The sequence below is a fragment of the Bacillus sp. PK6-013 genome (genome assembly GCF_054161445.1).
Genome location: NZ_CP096417.1, coordinates 3,256,439 through 3,273,861, shown reverse-complemented (window position 1 = coordinate 3,273,861; position 17,423 = coordinate 3,256,439). Strand labels below are relative to the sequence as shown.

General features: G+C 46.4%; 15 protein-coding genes and 1 riboswitch. Of the genes, 9 read left to right on the top strand and 6 right to left on the bottom strand.

From position 1 onward, the window contains the following. Positions 1-38: 38 nt before the first annotated feature. Positions 39-239, bottom strand: a complete 201-nt coding sequence (gene cspB / locus M1E03_RS16565; protein ID WP_003155376.1) for a cold shock-like protein CspB — start codon at positions 237-239, stop codon at positions 39-41. Positions 240-542: 303 nt separating this feature from the next. Then, positions 543-656, top strand: a riboswitch (SAM riboswitch). Between the two features lie 99 nt (positions 657-755). Between cspB and M1E03_RS16560 the strand changes: the two genes are divergently transcribed. The 4 genes from M1E03_RS16560 (at position 756) to M1E03_RS16545 (ending at position 4,762) form a co-directional block, all read left to right on the top strand. Then, the gene (locus M1E03_RS16560; RefSeq protein WP_023856483.1) at positions 756-1,757 is read left to right on the top strand and encodes a methionine ABC transporter ATP-binding protein; all 1,002 of its coding nucleotides are present in this window, start codon (positions 756-758) and stop codon (positions 1,755-1,757) included. 2 nt (positions 1,758-1,759) lie between these two features. Beyond that, positions 1,760-2,410, top strand: coding sequence for a methionine ABC transporter permease (locus tag M1E03_RS16555; RefSeq protein WP_020450685.1), 651 nt, complete (start codon positions 1,760-1,762; stop codon positions 2,408-2,410). Between the two features lie 21 nt (positions 2,411-2,431). Then, positions 2,432-3,250, top strand: a complete 819-nt coding sequence (locus M1E03_RS16550) for a MetQ/NlpA family ABC transporter substrate-binding protein (protein ID WP_224145865.1) — start codon at positions 2,432-2,434, stop codon at positions 3,248-3,250. Between the two features lie 126 nt (positions 3,251-3,376). After that, entirely contained in the window at positions 3,377-4,762 is a 1,386-nt protein-coding gene (locus M1E03_RS16545; RefSeq protein WP_020450687.1) for an L-cystine transporter, read from the top strand. Between the two features lie 45 nt (positions 4,763-4,807). Here the strand turns inward: M1E03_RS16545 and M1E03_RS16540 are convergent, their stop codons facing one another. The 3 genes from M1E03_RS16540 to M1E03_RS16530 are packed head-to-tail and all read right to left on the bottom strand — an operon-like array spanning position 4,808 to position 6,994. Next, positions 4,808-5,149 (bottom strand): hypothetical protein, encoded by a 342-nt coding sequence (locus M1E03_RS16540; RefSeq protein ID WP_025811843.1) that lies wholly within the window; start codon positions 5,147-5,149, stop codon positions 4,808-4,810. Between the two features lie 47 nt (positions 5,150-5,196). Beyond that, positions 5,197-5,751, bottom strand: coding sequence for an alpha/beta hydrolase family protein (locus tag M1E03_RS16535; RefSeq protein WP_326236797.1), 555 nt, complete (start codon positions 5,749-5,751; stop codon positions 5,197-5,199). A gap of 40 nt (positions 5,752-5,791) precedes the next feature. Next, entirely contained in the window at positions 5,792-6,994 is a 1,203-nt protein-coding gene (locus tag M1E03_RS16530; protein ID WP_458110527.1) for a hypothetical protein, read from the bottom strand. Between the two features lie 145 nt (positions 6,995-7,139). Here M1E03_RS16530 and M1E03_RS16525 point away from each other — a divergent pair, with 145 nt between their 5' ends. Both M1E03_RS16525 and M1E03_RS16520 read left to right on the top strand, forming a co-directional pair. After that, positions 7,140-7,700, top strand: coding sequence for a YhcN/YlaJ family sporulation lipoprotein (locus tag M1E03_RS16525; protein WP_095289854.1), 561 nt, complete (start codon positions 7,140-7,142; stop codon positions 7,698-7,700). Positions 7,701-7,815: 115 nt separating this feature from the next. Then, positions 7,816-8,712 (top strand): hypothetical protein, encoded by an 897-nt coding sequence (locus tag M1E03_RS16520; RefSeq protein ID WP_458110526.1) that lies wholly within the window; start codon positions 7,816-7,818, stop codon positions 8,710-8,712. On the opposite strand, the gene M1E03_RS16515 is transcribed toward M1E03_RS16520, so the two are convergent. Beyond that, on the bottom strand, positions 8,706-9,353 hold the full coding sequence (locus M1E03_RS16515) for a spore coat protein (protein ID WP_095289856.1): 648 nt from the start codon (positions 9,351-9,353) through the stop codon (positions 8,706-8,708). The two genes, M1E03_RS16520 and M1E03_RS16515, sit on opposite strands and share 7 nt — an antisense overlap. Positions 9,354-10,051: 698 nt before the next feature. Between M1E03_RS16515 and M1E03_RS16510 the strand changes: the two genes are divergently transcribed. The 3 genes from M1E03_RS16510 (at position 10,052) to M1E03_RS16500 (ending at position 16,369) form a co-directional block, all read left to right on the top strand. Then, positions 10,052-12,073, top strand: a complete 2,022-nt coding sequence (locus M1E03_RS16510; RefSeq protein WP_411239087.1) for an ATP-binding protein — start codon at positions 10,052-10,054, stop codon at positions 12,071-12,073. A gap of 112 nt (positions 12,074-12,185) precedes the next feature. Beyond that, entirely contained in the window at positions 12,186-15,788 is a 3,603-nt protein-coding gene (locus M1E03_RS16505; RefSeq protein ID WP_458110525.1) for a 5'-nucleotidase C-terminal domain-containing protein, read from the top strand. Continuing rightward, positions 15,785-16,369, top strand: a complete 585-nt coding sequence (locus M1E03_RS16500; RefSeq protein ID WP_023856493.1) for a class D sortase — start codon at positions 15,785-15,787, stop codon at positions 16,367-16,369. The genes M1E03_RS16505 and M1E03_RS16500 overlap by 4 nt, the downstream gene beginning before the upstream one ends. Positions 16,370-16,400: 31 nt before the next feature. Here the strand turns inward: M1E03_RS16500 and M1E03_RS16495 are convergent, their stop codons facing one another. Next, positions 16,401-17,318, bottom strand: a complete 918-nt coding sequence (locus M1E03_RS16495; protein WP_458110524.1) for an RluA family pseudouridine synthase — start codon at positions 17,316-17,318, stop codon at positions 16,401-16,403. Positions 17,319-17,423 lie beyond the last annotated feature (105 nt).

The following is a 17,423-nucleotide window of genomic DNA, read 5'->3' as shown; positions in this document are numbered from 1 at the left end:
CGGTCAGCAGTCCTGTATGAAGATCAGCGGTTCACAGCTTACGCTTTTGTTACGTTAGCAGCTTGTGGTCCGCGGTTTCCTTCAACGATTTCGAAAGATACAGATTGGCCTTCTTCCAAAGTTTTGAAGCCTTCGCCTTGAATAGCAGAGAAATGAACGAATACATCGTCTTGTCCTTCAACTTCGATGAATCCGAAACCTTTTTCAGAGTTAAACCATTTTACTTTACCTTCTAGCATGAAATTTCCTCCTAAAGCGATAACGCTTAAATTCACTATTCTTGCTCTAAAACAAACTTCCAAGACGAAAACTCTTACAAAACTTTCTTCTTAAAGATAGTTCGAACAAAAATAATTACCTTTACTTTACCAGTGTTTAAGCGAAATTACAACTGCTAAACACAATTTTTTTAAAAAAAGTGAAATTTAATAATCAGGGCGAAAAATAAAGCATTAAAAAGCGGGTTTTTGAAATTTTCACAATTCTGATTGACAACATTTCGAAGAAGCTGTAAAGTTAGGTAAAACTTCATGCATCAACACTTCTTATTTAGAGAGGCGGAGGGAATTGGCCCTATGAAGCCTCGGCAGCGGGTTCTGCATACAGCAGAATACTGTGCCACATCCAACAAGCCGTACGGGCTTGGAAGATAAGAAGAGAGCGGACCACTCTATTTACTTCGTGTCGTCTAAGGCTTCTTCTTATTTTTTAAGAGGGAGCCTTTTTTGTTAGCCAAAAAGAGGAGGAAGATCATCATGATTACATTTGAAGGCGTTGAAAAGGTCTATGAAAGCGGCGGACAGAAGGTTCATGCGCTCAATGGAATCGACCTTCATGTAGATAAAGGGGAAATATACGGCGTCATCGGATTCAGCGGCGCAGGGAAAAGCACGCTGATCCGCTGTGTGAACTTCCTTGAAAAACCGACGGCCGGAAAGGTATTCGTCGGCGGAAGAGACTTAATGTCTCTGTCGAAAGCTGAGATTCGAGCTGTTAAAAGGAAGATCGGCATGGTATTTCAGCATTTTAACCTGTTAAATTCAAAGACGATTTTCGCTAATGTCGCTGAGCCGCTCGCGCTTGTCAAAACACCGAAAGCCGAAATCAAGCAAAAAGTGACGGAACTGCTCCATTTTGTCGGACTTGAGGATAAAGCCCGCGATTATCCGGATCAGCTGTCGGGCGGCCAAAAGCAGCGCGTCGGCATTGCCCGGGCGCTGGCGACAAATCCGGAGGTTCTGCTCTGTGATGAAGCGACATCCGCGCTTGACCCGCAGACGACCGGCGATATTTTGAAGCTGCTGAAGCGCGTCAACGAACAATATAACATCACGATTTTGTTGATCACTCATGAAATGAATGTGGCAAAAGAAATCTGCGACAAAGTCGCGGTCATTGAAAAAGGAAGGATCATTGAATCAGGCAGCGTGTTTGACGTGTTTTCCGCGCCGGAAACCGAAACGGCCAAAAGCTTTGTCAAATCAGCCATCGACCACGAGATACCTGAATCGATTCAAAAATTAAATGTGAAGCATCTCTACCAGCTTCAATTTGTCGGCGAATCTTCCGGGAAGCCATTTCTTTCGCAAGTGGCAAAGCGGTTTGACGTAGAAGTCAACATTCTGCACGGAACGATTACAGAGCTTCAGGGAATTCCGTTTGGCAGTATGACGGTTGAACTGCAGGGGGAAGACGGTGAAATCGGGCGGGCGCTCGAATATATCCGCAGAGAAAACATTCGCATCAGGGAGGTATAAGCATGCTTGTTACATATGACCAAATCATTGACGCACTGGTTCAGACGATTCAAATGACGGTTTTCTCGCTTTTATTTTCAAGCGTGATCGGCATTCCGCTCGGCATTTTGCTGGTTGTCACAAGGAAGGGGCATCTGCTTGAAAATCCGGCAGTTTTTACGGTTGTCAATATGATCATTAACATTTTCCGGTCCGTTCCGTTTATCATCTTGATGGTTGCTTTAATTCCGGTGACAAGGCTGATTGTGGGGACGTCCATCGGCACATCGGCAGCGATTGTTCCCCTGACTTTTTATGCGGGGCCTTACATCGCAAGGCTCGTCGAGAACTCTCTGCTTGAAGTCGATCCGGGAGTCATTGAAGCCGCTGAAGCAATGGGAGCGACTCCGCGGCAGATCATCTTCCGGTTTCTGATTCCGGAAGCGCTCGGTTCGCTTGTGCTGAGTTTTACGGTGGCAACGGTCGGATTGGTCGGAGCGTCGGCGATGGCTGGTGCGATAGGCGCCGGCGGTCTTGGGGATTTGGCGATCACATACGGCTACCAAAGGTTTGACACGCTGACGATGATCATCACGGTTGCAATTCTCGTCATCGTTGTGCAGGGATTGCAGACATCCGGAAACGTTCTGTCCAAAAAATTGAGAAGAAGATAAACAGAGAGGGAGACAGCTATGATGAAAAAGTTCACATTTGTTATCATTTTACTGCTGCTTGCGGGAATGATCGCGGGATGTGCGGCAGACTCTGATGCGAAAACCATTAAAATCGGCATCAGCGGAACGGATACAAGAATCTGGGACTTTGTGAAGAAAAAAGCCGAGAAAGAAGGCTTAAAGCTTGAAATCGTCAAATATTCTGATTATGTTCAGCCGAACCAGGCTTTGGCGGGCGGTGACATTGACGCCAATGCATTTCAGACGATATCTTACTTTAATGCATTCAAAAAGGAACGCAATCTTGAACTATCGCCGATCGGCACAACGATCATCGCTCCGATGGGCATTTATTCCGAGAAGTATGATTCGCCTGACGATATACCAAACGGCGCGGAAATCGCTGTTCCGAGCGAAGCGACGAACATGGGCAGAGCCTTGCTCCTGTTGGAGTCCGCCGGCCTGCTTCAATTAAAGGACGGATTTGACGGAAACGGAACGCTTGATGCGATTAAAGAAAATCCTAAAAAACTCAAAATCACAACGGTGGCCGCAGAGCAAACGCCGCGCGTGCTTCCCGACGTCGCTGCATCTGTTATCAACAACGGCATAGCGGTTGACGCCGGCTTCCATCCTGTCAAAGATTCGATTAAACTGGAAGACGAAACAGCGACACCGTACATCAACATTATTGCGGCCAGAACAGAAGACCGGGACCGTGAAGATTTGAAAAAGATCGTTGAGCTGTACCAATCAGACGATACCGCTGAATTGATCAAAAAAGAGTTTGACGGTGCACAGCTGCCGACTTTTGTTCCACTGAAAGACATCGGCGAATAAAATGTCAGTCGCGCAATTGATTCCCGGGTCATATATTGAAATACATCGATAATTCCTACTTGACCAATCAGGTTTGTTGTACTATAGTTTTTAAATGTAAAAAATTCTGGGGGTGCTTTTGTTACCATGACATTATTTGTTGTTATTAATATTATCGTCATGCTCGGCCTGATGGCGCTCCTTTATATGATGCAAAAAAAACATGTTTCTTTTTCTAAGCGGGTATTTACCGCTCTGGGAATCGGCATTGTTTTTGGATTCGCTTTGCATTTTATATATGGTTCGTCTTCAGAAACGATTACGCAGACATCTGATTGGTTTAATATTGCAGGCGGCGGCTATGTGAAGCTTTTGCAGATGATCGTTATGCCGCTTGTATTCATCTCGATTTTGGGTGCTTTTACAAAGCTTAAACTGACGCACAATATCGGAAAAATCAGCGGATTGATCATCGGCCTCTTGATCGCGACGACAGCTGTCGCTGCTGCGGTGGGAATCGCGTCCGCACTTGCTTTCGACCTGCAGGCTGTCCATGTGGATCAAGGCCAGGCAGAGTCAATGAGAGGGGCGGAACTCGAACAGAAATCGCAGGACATGGAAGCCAAAACACTTCCACAGCAAATTGTCGAGCTTCTTCCGGGGAATCCGTTTTTAGATTTTACGGGAGCAAGACCGACATCAACGATCGCCGTTGTTATTTTTGCGGCTTTCCTTGGAATCGCGTATCTCGGGGTCAATCGAAAACAGCCTGAACAAGCTGAGCTTTTCAAAAAGATGGTTGATGCCGTGTATGCGATCATTATGCGTGTAGTGACGTTGATTCTGAGGCTGACGCCTTACGGTGTATTGGCGATCATGACAAAAACGATTGCAACGAGCGATCTCGACAGCATTGCCAAGCTCGGCAAATTTGTCATCGCTTCATATGTGGCGCTGATCGTCATGTTCATCATTCACCTGCTGCTCATTACATTCAGCGGTTTAAATCCTGTCACATACTTGAAAAAGGCGTTTCCGGTCCTTGTATTCGCGTTTACATCTAGATCAAGCGCAGGCGCTTTGCCGCTGAACATTAAAACACAGCGCAGCCTCGGTGTTCCCGAAGGCATTGCAAACTTTGCCGGATCCTTCGGACTGTCCATCGGACAAAACGGATGTGCCGGAATTTACCCTGCAATGCTCGCGATCATGATTGCGCCGACGGTCGGACAAAATCCGCTTGAGCCGTCATTTTTGTTCACGGTTATCGCTGTTGTTGCGATCAGCTCTTTCGGAGTGGCAGGCGTCGGCGGAGGTGCGACATTTGCAGCGCTTCTCGTCCTTTCGGCGTTAAATATGCCCGTAGCGCTTGCTGGACTGCTGATTTCGGTTGAGCCGCTCATCGACATGGGGCGTACGGCTCTTAATGTCAGCGGCAGCATGACGTCAGGACTTGTCACAAGCAAAGCAACAAATGAACTTGAAAAAGACACGTACCAAGACCGTACTAATATCATTGAAGCAGAAGTGTAAAAGAAGAACGGCCCGCACAGCTTGATTGCTCGTGCGGGCCGTTTTTTATGAATAGCTTTGGTCGTTATCGAACATCGTCTGGTTTGCAGTCTGATCGTTCATGACATTAACCGGGGCAGTCATATGGCTTGATTGATGCTGGTCGTTTGCCGTATGGCCTGACTGGCGATGTTCCTGTGACTGTCCTCCGGAATTGAAAGCCTGTTTGATCATGTCAGCCGGATTCATCATCATCTGGTTTCGGCCGTTACCTTGCTGTCGACCTCCCATGCCCTTCGCGAACATGCCTGTCAATCTTTTGCGGATTTCGGGAGAAAAAGCCGCGGTCAATGCAGCTGATCCTAAAACCAATACAGCGGGATGGATGCCTGATCTTCTTCTAAACAAAGGGTCAACCTCCTTTTTACGTATACCATCCCCAGTCCTGATCGGTTTTATTCTTCAAGTTGTGCCGCGAGATATAAGCGGTTACTTTCGAAAAATTCGAAAATTTTATGGTAGGCTTTTATTTTATTTTCTGTTTTAGAAAAACCGTGCCCTTCATTTTCCAAAACAAGATACTCAATATTCCGCCCCCTTGCTTTTAACCGATCGACGACCTGATCGGACTCTTCCTTTACGACGCGGGGATCGTTTGCGCCTTGGATGATCAGCATCGGCTGAGTCATATTCTCCAGGTATGTAACAGGAGAATCGGCTTTCAGTTTTTCATAATCCCGCTCAGGCTTGCCGACCCATTTTTCCATCATCGGCTGCCAGAAATCCGGTACGGATTCGACAAACGAAAACAGATTGCTGACTCCGCATATATCGACGACGGCGCGGAAATACTCTGGATGCCTTCCGTGAAGCAATAGCGACATATACCCTCCGTAGCTGCCCCCCATTAAAAAAAGTTTTTCGCGGTCCGCAAGCTTTTGATCGATAAGCCAGTCGATGCCTGCAGTCATATCGAGGCGCGGTCCGTCTCCCCAATCTTGTTCAACCATTTTAAAGAAGGAATAGCCGTAATTCGCTGATCCCCTGAAATTAGGGGCGAATAAACTGGTAGCCCATTTTCGCAGCGAGTTGAAAGAGATCATAGAACATAAAGGTTTCTGCATCTTGCGGTCCGCCGTGCGGCCAAATAATCGTCCAGCCGTTCGCTTCTTCCGGGTCCGGCTTAAACAGCAGCCCTTCTATAGCGAGACCGTCAAAAGAAGGATATGTCACAACCTCCGGATATGACAGCTCCTGTTCGGAGAAACCCGGAACCGAATGTTTCGTTAATTGCCGCCATTTCGTCTGTCCTTTCGTTAATACATAGAGATTAGCCGGCCTGGTCGGCGTTGAGCCGAGAATGTACAGCGTGCCCGAAGAGGCGCATTGTATTTTCGAAATGGATGTGCAAGGGCAGTCCACCTCCCGGCTTCCTCCTGTTGCTGTGTTGTACTCATACATCACCTCTTTGACGCCTTTTTTTCCAATCAGATAAAGGAAAGTTCCGCTCGGATCAGCGTGGATGGCTGTTAAATCAGTTTTGTCAATCGAAAGCACCGGCGCAAAAATACCGGATGAAACGTTGTACAAGGCAAGGTATGAAAACTCGGCTTCGTAGTTTGTCGTGACGAATAACCGATCATCAGATGCAAAGCGGGAAGAATAAACCATATGAGGCAGCGTCTCATCGGGGACGATTCCTGTCGTCACACCTTCAGCGGTATGGATCATGCAGACATTGTGGCTGTTGACATAGTAGACATGGATGCTGACGGCTTTCTCGCCCGGGCTTACATCAGCCAGTATTGAAGTTCCGTCTTTTCCTTCAAAAATAAGCTCTTCTTTTTCAGCGAGACAATCGTATCTGTATGTATTTAAAAATGTCGGATTGTCCTTTGTGGAGGAGTAGTAAACGGCGTTTTGGACAGGGATGGGCTCGAAGTGGCGGTCCGTTTGATTTCCGTTTAATGAATGGAACGACCCGTTTTTTGACGAAAGCTTGTACAGTCCGCTTTGTTCGTTTCCGTCATGGTCAAAACCGGCATAGAGAATAGAGCCGTCGGGATTGTAGGCGATTCCTTTTGCATCCTGATTCAAGAATGACAGCTGGTACGGGTATGCATCGGGAAGATCCATCGCCCACAGGTTTGATGTTCCGTTGAGATTTGTATCAAAAACAAGCTGCGTCTCATCGGGATGTACCGCAAAGTCTTTAATTCGCAGCACATGCAAAATGCTTTTTGCTTTTTCCATTTTATATACACCTCCGGATTTATTTGGGTATTTTTACATTCAATAAGATCATAACAAAAGTCGCGTATAAAAAATATGCTTTAGACAAATAAATAACACGAAAAAGAAAAAACCTATACGTCAATCATTAAAGGAGGCAATTTTAATGTTCAGTATGAAAAAAGGCGCGATTGTTGCTTTGCTCCTTCCGTTTTTGTTCACAGCCGGATGCGGCATGGCAAACCAGGGGGCGGATAACAACCGTCGCAACCAGGACAATGCGCTTCAAAATGTAACAAACAGAGATAACGACCGCACGAATGTCAATGACGGCAGAAACGTCAACGACCAAATGAATGTGACAGACAACCGCGATGCCAATCGGAACAATAATAATATGGAAGTGGCGGATAAAGCTGCAGACAAAGTGACGGAACTGAAAGAAGTCAGAAGTGCAAACGTCATTACGACAAACCGCAACGCTTATGTAGCGGTCGTTTTGAAAGGCAATCCGAAAGGCGACGTAACGAATGAGCTGAAAGGGAAAATCTCGAAAAAGGTTAAAGAAGCAGACAATAACATTAACAATGTATTCGTTTCGGCAAATCCTGATTTTGTTGACCGGATGACAAATTATGGCGACAGAATCCAAAATGGCGAACCGATCGAGGGCATGTTTGAAGAATTCGGTGAAACGATCAACAGAATTTTCCCGAATCAAAGATAATGAAAAGCCGCAATGAGCGGCTTTTTTTGTTGGCTGCTTTTCATACAGGCCACTTCCTGAACCTTTCCGCATAGTGTGTAGTACAGAGAAGCACATCGCGGAGGAGGGATGATATGTGACGGGAGAGATGAAAGCAGCCTTTATTTTAATTATGGCGGGCACTCTATCCGCTTTGTTATTGGCCGTTTTTGTCGTGTTCAGCCAAGAGAGCCCTGAGGCAGCTGTTCTTTCGGGGAAAAAAGAAAAACTGAAAGAATCGCTGAAAATGCTTAAATATGAAAGTGTCAGCATTTATTACGCTAAAGAAGATAGGACGATCCTGGAGCTGACAAAGGAGACGCTTCGGGATGCAGCTGACTTGAATCGGGAACTGTTTGCGAGTCCTCTTCAAGACAGCGTTGATTTGATCTTTTTTTCAAACCGCGATGATATGGAGTCATTTTCAAAATTAAAGGATATCACCGGATTTTACTCAAATGATATGCGGATGATCGGGCTGTTGCTCGAGGAGAAAAAGCATCTGAATACCGGCGAGGGATTCGCCGTCTTCCTGTACAAACGGGTGCTGATACATGAGTATACCCATTATGCTTTTCACGTCAAGCTGAGAGAACTGAATGCCGACCCGGCAGCTTATCCGCTTTGGTTTCACGAGGGAGTGGCGGAATGGGTTTCTGCGCACGACGCCGTAGAAATCCGGACTTTGCCGTCAGCCGTTCCTTTAAGCAAGCTGAAGACCGACCGGCAGTGGCAAAAAGCACGCATTGGATATGAAACCGATATTTATTTGCAAAGTTATTATTTGATCGAAGAGCTCGCGGAGAAAAAAGGAAGGGGTATCATCCTCGACATTATCGAGGAAACGGCTGCTCGGGGAAGTTTTGAAGACGGATTTAAGGCCGCCGTCGGTCAGTCTTTACCGGGCTTTGAAAAAGAATTCAAACGGAAATATGAAGCGAAAAAAAACGGCATGGAAGGTTTCATTCTTCCGTGCCGTTTTCATTATCAATGAATAGGTCTCTGCTGCCCGTTCGGAGGCATTTGCGGCTGACCTTGCACCGGAGCGAATGCTGAAGTCATCTTCTGCATGTCTTGCGGTGCAAGCTGAGGAACTTGATAGTACCCGTGTTTGTTCTGATAAAGGAAAATTTCATAAGCCATTTCGATATAGTGAGGAATCTGGTCTGCCAGAACTCTTCTGCAGACAGGGTTTGTCACTTCGGGAGCCGCCATGGCCAATGCCGAACAATTGGTTTTCAGCAAGCCGAGCATAAAGCTGCTGATACAGGCGTCATCAATCGCCTGCACGGATTGCTTCGGCTGTTTCGGCTGGGCATCTTTTAACCCGTAGACAAATTGGCGATCCTCTTTCATCATATATGTTGCCGTTTCCTGGCTCGGCTTTTGCCCCGTTCTGAAACATTCTGTTGTGATGTTGTACTGAGACGAAATAAACCGGTGCTGCCTGTCCAAAATATCGAGCAGCTCCGGATCTTTGACATGCTCTCTGAACATCATATATTGCTCAAGAACGCCGATCATACCGGACAACACTTCATGCATGTCAAACACTTCGTGGCCCCCGTGATTCATATGCTGCATTCCTTCATTGCCTTGATTGATTTGCATTTGCGGCTGGTTTTGCTGTTCCACTCTAACGTATCCTCCTTAAATGTAATTCAACTATTATATTTCGTTTTTGCCGTCATGTTTATTCAAAAAAGGAATAATCGATAAACTGGATTTAAAGGGATTTTATTCTAACCGTCGAATAGTTTAGTTCAGAGAAAATATTATGGGGGTCTTGTGTTCAAAGACAATATATCATCTCATTGGTCGAAAGTGGAAATGAGGTCATTTTGGCGTCAAACTGAAAAAAACTGAGGATCAGGAGAGGAAATTCTGGCCGGTTTTGAGATCCCTCGTACCTTTGTAAACGGAGCACATATATGCCGGGCGATGATGAAATGTTCATGCATGCTTCATGCTTCCGGCAGTTAAAGGAATTCGGTGAGTGGATGGATGTTTGATATCCGAAAAAACAAATGAGCCGAAACAGGTCGGATTCAAATAAAGGCTGCCGGAAGAAGAATAAAAGACGGATGTCGGTCTTGTGTTCATGCACTTTTGTTTAAATATGGACTGAAAAACAATCGATTTGCAATGCCCGGGTGGATATCGGCATGAAGAACTTTGGCATTTAAAGAAGGTGCCTGCAAACTTTTTATTGCCCCTGCGCGATCTGTAAAGGATTCTCCCTCCGTAAATGATTTCAGCTGCCAATCATCATGAAAATGCAAAAAAGGTGTTTTCCTTTTTGATTTTGCACTTAGAAAAGGAGGAGTTTTGTAATGCTGGGCTCAAGTGAGACGGTTGGAAAAATGTCAGGTTTATTTGGTAATGATTCTGTGTATCCGAAGGTGCAAACAGAAGTATATAAAAAAATCAATGAACTGAGTGGTTTTCATAGGCTGGATGATATTTATCTTTCCTTGATCGACCAGTATATGTTTCCTTGTCTGATCCTGAATGACCGGGGAGAAATTGTCGCGTCCTCAGAAAGTGCCGATCAATATTTGAAAAGTTCAAAAGGCAACATTCATCAAGCTTTTCCCGCGAGCTTATCCGTGCAGGTCAATGCCGCTTTACAGAGGGCAAAAAAAGAGAAAAAAGTGTCGTTTAAAAACGTTCCGATTTATTTAAGCGGAGAACTATCCTTTGTTCATTTGACATTAAAAAGTTTCTTCCGCCAGTATCACAAGCTTTATGTGCTGTTTATCGAAAAAGCAAAAGAAGAGGCTGCCCGCGCGCCGGTATCCGGCGGAGAGGACGGCCAGCTTCATCTCCAACATCTGTACCGGACGGTAAAAGAGCTCGAAGCGTCCAACGACGCTTTGGTGTCCGCCAATCAAAAGCTTCAGGAAGAAAACAAAAAATTAACAGCGCTAAACAGGGCGTTTGAAAAGAAAGTGAATGAGCTGAACACCCTTAAAAATGATCTGAACAATCTGCTGACGAGCACGAACATCGCCGCCGTTTTTTTGGATCAGGAATTGAAATTGAAATTATTTACGCCAGAAGCCGCCAATATGTTCGACCTGAAAAAGGAGGATCTTTCAAGGCCTGCCGATAAGCTGACAGAGAGGTTCAACTATGAGGAGTATGCCGATGACTTAAAGCGGACGCTTTATGAAAACAAGACGGTCGTAAAAGAGTTCGAAATGCCAAACGGCGGCTGGTATGCCGTGAAAATGATGCCTTATTATGCGTCGGGGAAAAAGATTGAAGGCATTGTTGTCACGTTCACGAATGTCACTGAACTGAAAAAGACAAACGAGGCCCTGCACATCAGCTCACAGGCTATTGATCAAAGTCCGGCCAACATATTGCTCACTTCGGTCGACGGTTCGGTTACTTATGCAAACAAACGCTTCTGCCGGATGCTCAGAAAACAACAGGATGACATCATCGGCAGGGATGTATTTGACATTTACCGCAAGCATTTTCACTGTGATGATCTCCATCGCTACTGGAAGCACGTCCTTGATAAGAAACCATGGTCAGGGGATCTTCATTACCAGGATGGGGAGCAGCAGGACAGGTGGGAGCAAACCTCCCTTGTTCCTGTGGAGGACAGCGCAGGGAACGTGCATCAGGTGATGCTGATATCCGAGGACATTACAAACCAAAAGCGGTCTGAAAAAATGCTTATGAAATCGGAAATGCTGTCAGCGGTCGGGCAGCTCGCTGCCGGGATCGCTCATGAAATACGGAATCCCCTCACATCTCTGAAAGGGTTCCTCCAGCTGATGATCCAGTCTAAAAAATATCAAAAAGACTATGCGGAAGTGATGATGTCCGAATTCATCAGGCTTGAAGCGATTATCAACGAATTTCTCGTATTGGCCAAAACAAAATCGACTACATTTGATCCGGTTCAGGTCAACTCGATTGTTGAAGATGTCTGCATGGTATTGGAGTCGCAGGCCGTGCTGAACAATGTGCGGATCGAGAAACAGCTGAGCGGAGATCTCCCTGAGATTCTTGCTGTATCAAATGAACTGAAACAGGTTTTCCTCAACATATTAAAAAATGCGATCGAGGCGATGGAGGATGTTGAAGGCTTTATCACAATACGTTCCTACTTTGAAAAAGACAGCGTATTCATCACCTTTGAAGATCAGGGAAAGGGCATCTCAAAAGATGTGCTTGAAAAGCTTGGGGAGCCATTTTATACAACGAAGGAAAAAGGAACCGGGCTCGGATTAATGGTTACATTTAAAATTATTGAAAATCACGGCGGAAGCATTCATTTTGAAAGCGAGGAAGGAAAAGGAACGACCGTAAAATTGAAGCTTCCGATTAAAGAATGAGAATGCGGTCATCCCTGTTCTCATTCTTTTTTGAAAATTTTACAAAAAAATTATATGTTCTTTATCATCATCAGATAAACTTGACAGGAAGCAAAAAACGGGAGGCGAATATATGGTCAATGTTCTAAAGTGTCGTTTTTTAGCTGGTTTGACGATCACCCTTATGATGATTGCGTCTTTTTTAGCGCCGTTTGCGGACGTATCGCGCGCTTCAGAAACGATTACCGTAGAAGAAGCGATTAAGCACAACGAAGGGCATGCAGCCGTTGAAGGGTATGTCGTCGGGCATACTGTGTCGAGCGGCCATTATCGTTTCAGCGGAAATTTCGCCAACGATTATAACATCGCAATCGCAGATAAAAAAGAGGAAACATCACCTGAGAACATACTCCCCGTGCAGATACCCGCATCTTTCAGAGACCAGTTCGGTTTAAAGACAAACCCTCATCTCATCGGAAAAAAACTCATCATTGAAGGCGAACGCTCTACATATTTTAATTCCCCCGGTTTGAAATCCGTTCAATCCATCACATTTTCCGGAGGCGATGCGCCGCCAGTCCAGCCGGAGATCAAAACGATAGCCGAGGCGCGCAAGCTTTTAAATGAAACGGTCAAAATCAAAGGAATCGTCACTGCGGATCAAGCAGCTGTCGGAGGAGGAAAACTGTCCACATTTATTCAGGACGACACGGCGGGAATCAATATTTATTCCGCTGTACAAGACGATTTTCCGGAGCTGAAAGAGGGGATGTCTGTCTCGGTCACAGGGAAGATCACGACATTCAAAGGTTTGACAGAAATTGTTCCTGTACCGTCAGGCATTGAAGTAACCGGAGAAGGAGCGGCACTGCCTGACCCTGTTCCGTTGACCATTAAAGATGTGCTCGATCACGGAACGGCAGCTGAATACGAAGGCCGGCTTGTGAAGATGAAAGGCTTTATTGAAACAAAGCCGGATGCGCCGGCAGGCGGCGGCTATAATATCATGATGATCGATGAAAACTATCATCCGCTCACACTAAGGGTGATGGAACAAACGAATGCCGCCGAATCGATAGAACAAGGACAATGGTACGAAATTACCGGCGTGTTAAGCCGTTATGATACGGTGCAGCTTCTGCCAAGAAAGCAGGACGACCTTCAGATATTAGACGGCGTCGGGCATCCTCCCCCCGCTGCTGAAGGGGAATACGAAAGTGTTGTCGAACGAGTTGTTGACGGGGATACGATCCACTTAAAAGAGCCGGTTCTCGGATCTACAAAAGTCCGCTATGTCAACATAGATACAGCCGAAACTTATCATACGCCGAAAAATGAATTAGATGAAAACCAGCTGAAGCATGGAAACAAGGCGAAGGAATATTTGCAGTCTATATTGGCTCCGGGAGACAAAGTCACTGTGAAGGTGGGCAAAGAAGCAAAAGACAGCTACGGCCGCCTGCTTGCCCAAGTCATCACTGAAGACGGCGTCAATACGAATTTGCAGCTTGTCCAAAAGGGGATGGCTGTCACCTATTTCATTTGGCCGATTGGAAGCGATGAAGACTATCAATTGTTTCAAAGCGCCGTCAAAAAGGCGAAAGACGAGAAAATCGGCATTTGGAATCCCGCTGATCCCCTCCTCGAAATGCCGTTTGAATTTCGTGCCAGGGAGCAAGGCAAAGGGCTGACGCGGCACGTCGGAGACTCTGCGGAAAAAACGTATGTTGCGCCTGAAAAGTGGCGAGAGATTCCGGTGGAAAGACGAATTTTCTTTGCGACGGCTGAAGAAGCGGAAGCTGCAGGCTATTCGAAAAAAGAGCAAAGCGGCAATATTCCGCTGCGTCTGTTAAGCATGAATGATCTGCATGGAAAGATCGATCAGCAATATGAGCTCGATCTAAACGGCGATGGCCGGACGGATGGAACATTCGGCAGGATGGATTATGCAGCAGCATTAATCAAAGAAAAAAAATCCGAACGTGAAAATACGCTGATCGTCCACGCAGGCGATATGATCGGAGGAAGCTCGCCGGTTTCTTCCCTGCTTCAAGACGAACCGACAGTTGAAGTCATGGAGGAAATCGGATTTGACATTGGAACCGTCGGGAACCACGAGTTTGATGAAGGGACCGAAGAGCTGCTGCGCATGTTGAACGGCGGCGAACATCCTGAAGGGAAAGGGACAAAAGGTTATGACGGACAGAATTTCCCGCTTGTCTGCGCCAATTGCAAGTTGAAAACAAGCGGGGACAGCTTTCTTCCTCCATATGAAATCATTGAAGTTGAAGGAGTGCCTGTCGCTTTTATCGGCGTCGTGACACAGGCGGCTGCCAATATGGTCATGCCCGAAGGGATTCGCTCAATTGAATTTACAGATGAAACAAAGGCCGTCAACCAGGCTGCAAAAGAATTGAAAGCGAAAGGGGTCCGGGCGATAGCGGTGCTCGCCCATATGACAGCTTCCCAGGACGGCGGAGTTGTGACCGGTGAATCAGCCGAACTTGCCAAAAAAGCAGATCCCGAGATCGATGTTATCTTTGCCGGCCACAATCATGAAGTGGTCAACGGCCAAGTCAATGATATTTTAATCGTTCAAGCATACGAATACGGGAAGGCAATCGGTGTTGTCGATCTTGAAATCGATCGGGAATCGAAAGACATTGTTCAAAAGAAAGCGGAAATCGAATATGTGAATCAGGAAAAGCTCAAGCCTGATCCGGCGGTCGGTCAGATACTGGATAAATATGAGCAGATGGTTGCGCCGATCATCGGTGAGAAAGTCGGTGAAGCAGCGCACGACATGGCCGGCGGCTATTCAAATGACGGAGACACCCCTCTTGGGAATCTGATTGCTGACGGCATGCGGCACGCGATGAATTCAGATTTCGCATTGATGAACGGGGGCGGGATCCGCCAAGATTTAAAAAAAGGAACGATTACATGGGGAGACTTATTCAATATCCAGCCTTTCGGCAATGTACTCGTCAGGCTTGAAATTAAAGGCAGGGATTTATACGATATTATAGACGCACAAATATCCCCATCATATGGCCCGGATTACTCGATCAGCGGCTTTACCTACACATGGGACCCGAAAACAAATAAAACCGCGGATATCTTTCTTGAGGACGGAACGCCAATTGATTTAGACCGGACATATACGCTGACCGTAAACAACTTTATGGCATCTGCTTCGGGCAGCAAGTATTCGCCGATTTCCCGGCTTGGAAAAAATTCGGTCACAGGGCCGGAGGATATCGAAGCCACAGTAGAATTTGTCAAAAGCTTTAAAGAACCGATCGCTTACGCTGCCGAAGGACGAATCAAAAAATTAGCAGAAGATGATTCGCGTCCGGGAGAAGAGCCAGCTGATCCTGATGATGAAGAAAAACCCGGAAGCGGAGGCGCTGATCCGAATGACGAAGAAAAACCGGCTGGAGATAAGGGCGATGGAGAAAAACCCGGCTATGACAGCGGAGAAAAGCCGGTTCATGGCGATACGTCAAAGAGCGGAGCTGCTCCTGTTGCAGGCGTGACGATCGGTGAAGGGGCGGATGCGCCGGAGGAGAAGATGGACGGTCTGTCAAATGATGCGTTTCTGTCAGATTCGCGTGAAGAGCACAAGCTGCCCGATACGGCGGCCTTTTACGGCGGTTTCCTTTTGTACGGCTTCCTGACATTTATGTTTGGAGCGATTCTTTATATGCGGAAAAGGGGTATTGCAAAACTATGAAAGTCAAGATGTTATCGTTTCTGCTTATGACGGCGGGGCTTGCCATTTTTGCATACGGCGGCTGGAAAATATTCGATATGAACAGACAGACCGATATTTCTTTAACTGCAGCAAAAGAAGCCATTGCATCGAGTCAATCCGTCCGTTCAGCAAAGCATCCCTCAGCGCCCGCATCGTTTAAACCCGACAACGGCGAAGCGGCAGGCATCCTCCATATTCCCAGACTGGACGCTGAGCTTCCCATCGTTGAAGGAACCAGTCCCGATGATTTGAAAAAAGGTGTCGGTCATTATAAAGACAGCTATTATCCAAAACAAAACGGGCAAATTGTTCTTTCGGGGCACAGGGATACGGTTTTTCGCAGAACAGGAGAGCTTGAAATCGGAGATAAGCTGAAAATCGAGCTTCCATACGGAAGCTTCGAATATGAAATCACACACACGAAAATTGTTGATCAAGATGATACATCCATCATCACGCTGCAGCACGAAAAAGAAGAACTGCTGTTAACGACATGCTATCCGTTTTCTTATGTCGGAAATGCGCCTGAGCGCTATATTATGTATGCAAAACCGCTTTAAGGCTGTCCTTAATGGACAGCCTTTTTTATGTTTAATCAATCGTGCCGAACAGTCGTCTGATTTCGTCTTTCAAGTCATTCGGCAGCGGTGCTGTGACAGTGACGGGTTCTTTTGTGATCGGATGGGTGACATTGATTTCGATCGCGTGAAGAGCCTGCCTCGGAAAAAGCCCCTCTGAACCGCCGTATAAAGTGTCGCCTGACAAAGGATGACCGATGCTTGCAAGGTGAACACGTATTTGGTGGGTTCGGCCTGTCTCCAGCTGCAGCCTGCATAGTGTAACATCGTGCCGGCTGTCATACTCTTTCGATTCAAAATGGGTCACGGCGGGCTGTCCGGAATCGGACACCCTTCTTCTGACGGGGTGGTACCTGTCTCTGCCGATCGGCGCCGAAATGGTTCCTGTTCTTTTTCTGAATTTCCCTTCCGTTACAGCTAGATATGTACGCGACAGTTCTTTTCTTTGCAGCTGTTCGTCTAAAAGGGCGTGGGCGAGGCGGTGCTTTGCAAAAACGACAGCGCCGCTCGTATCCTTATCAAGACGGTGGACGTGCCGGACTTTCCGCTCCTCGCCGTTCATTTGAAAATAAAACGCCACAAGGTTGCTCAGCGTGCCGATCTGGCCAGCTTCATTCGGATGTGTCGCCATTCCCGCCGGCTTATTGACAATGAGCATATGATCATCTTCAAACAGAACGGGAAGTTCCCCGTATTCAGGGACGATTCCGCTTTCTTCCTCCTCCCTGAGATCGATCATCACGCTGTCTCCGCTCTCAAGCCGAACGTTATGATCTACGGGTTTATGATTCACTTTAATTTTCTCGTTTGCGACCCAGTATTGAATGACAGGCTTCGATGCTTTCGCTTCTCTTTTTAGAAATGCAAATAAATGTTCGCCGTCATGCCGGCTGCCTGCACTAAAGATTAAGCCGTGGTTTTTTTGGTTCATTTTTACTGCTCCTTTCTGTAAAAAGCGTTCAGCCATTAGGAAACACTTACCTTCACAGCCCATTGTTTATGTATGATATTCTGATTGAAGAGATTTGAACAAGGG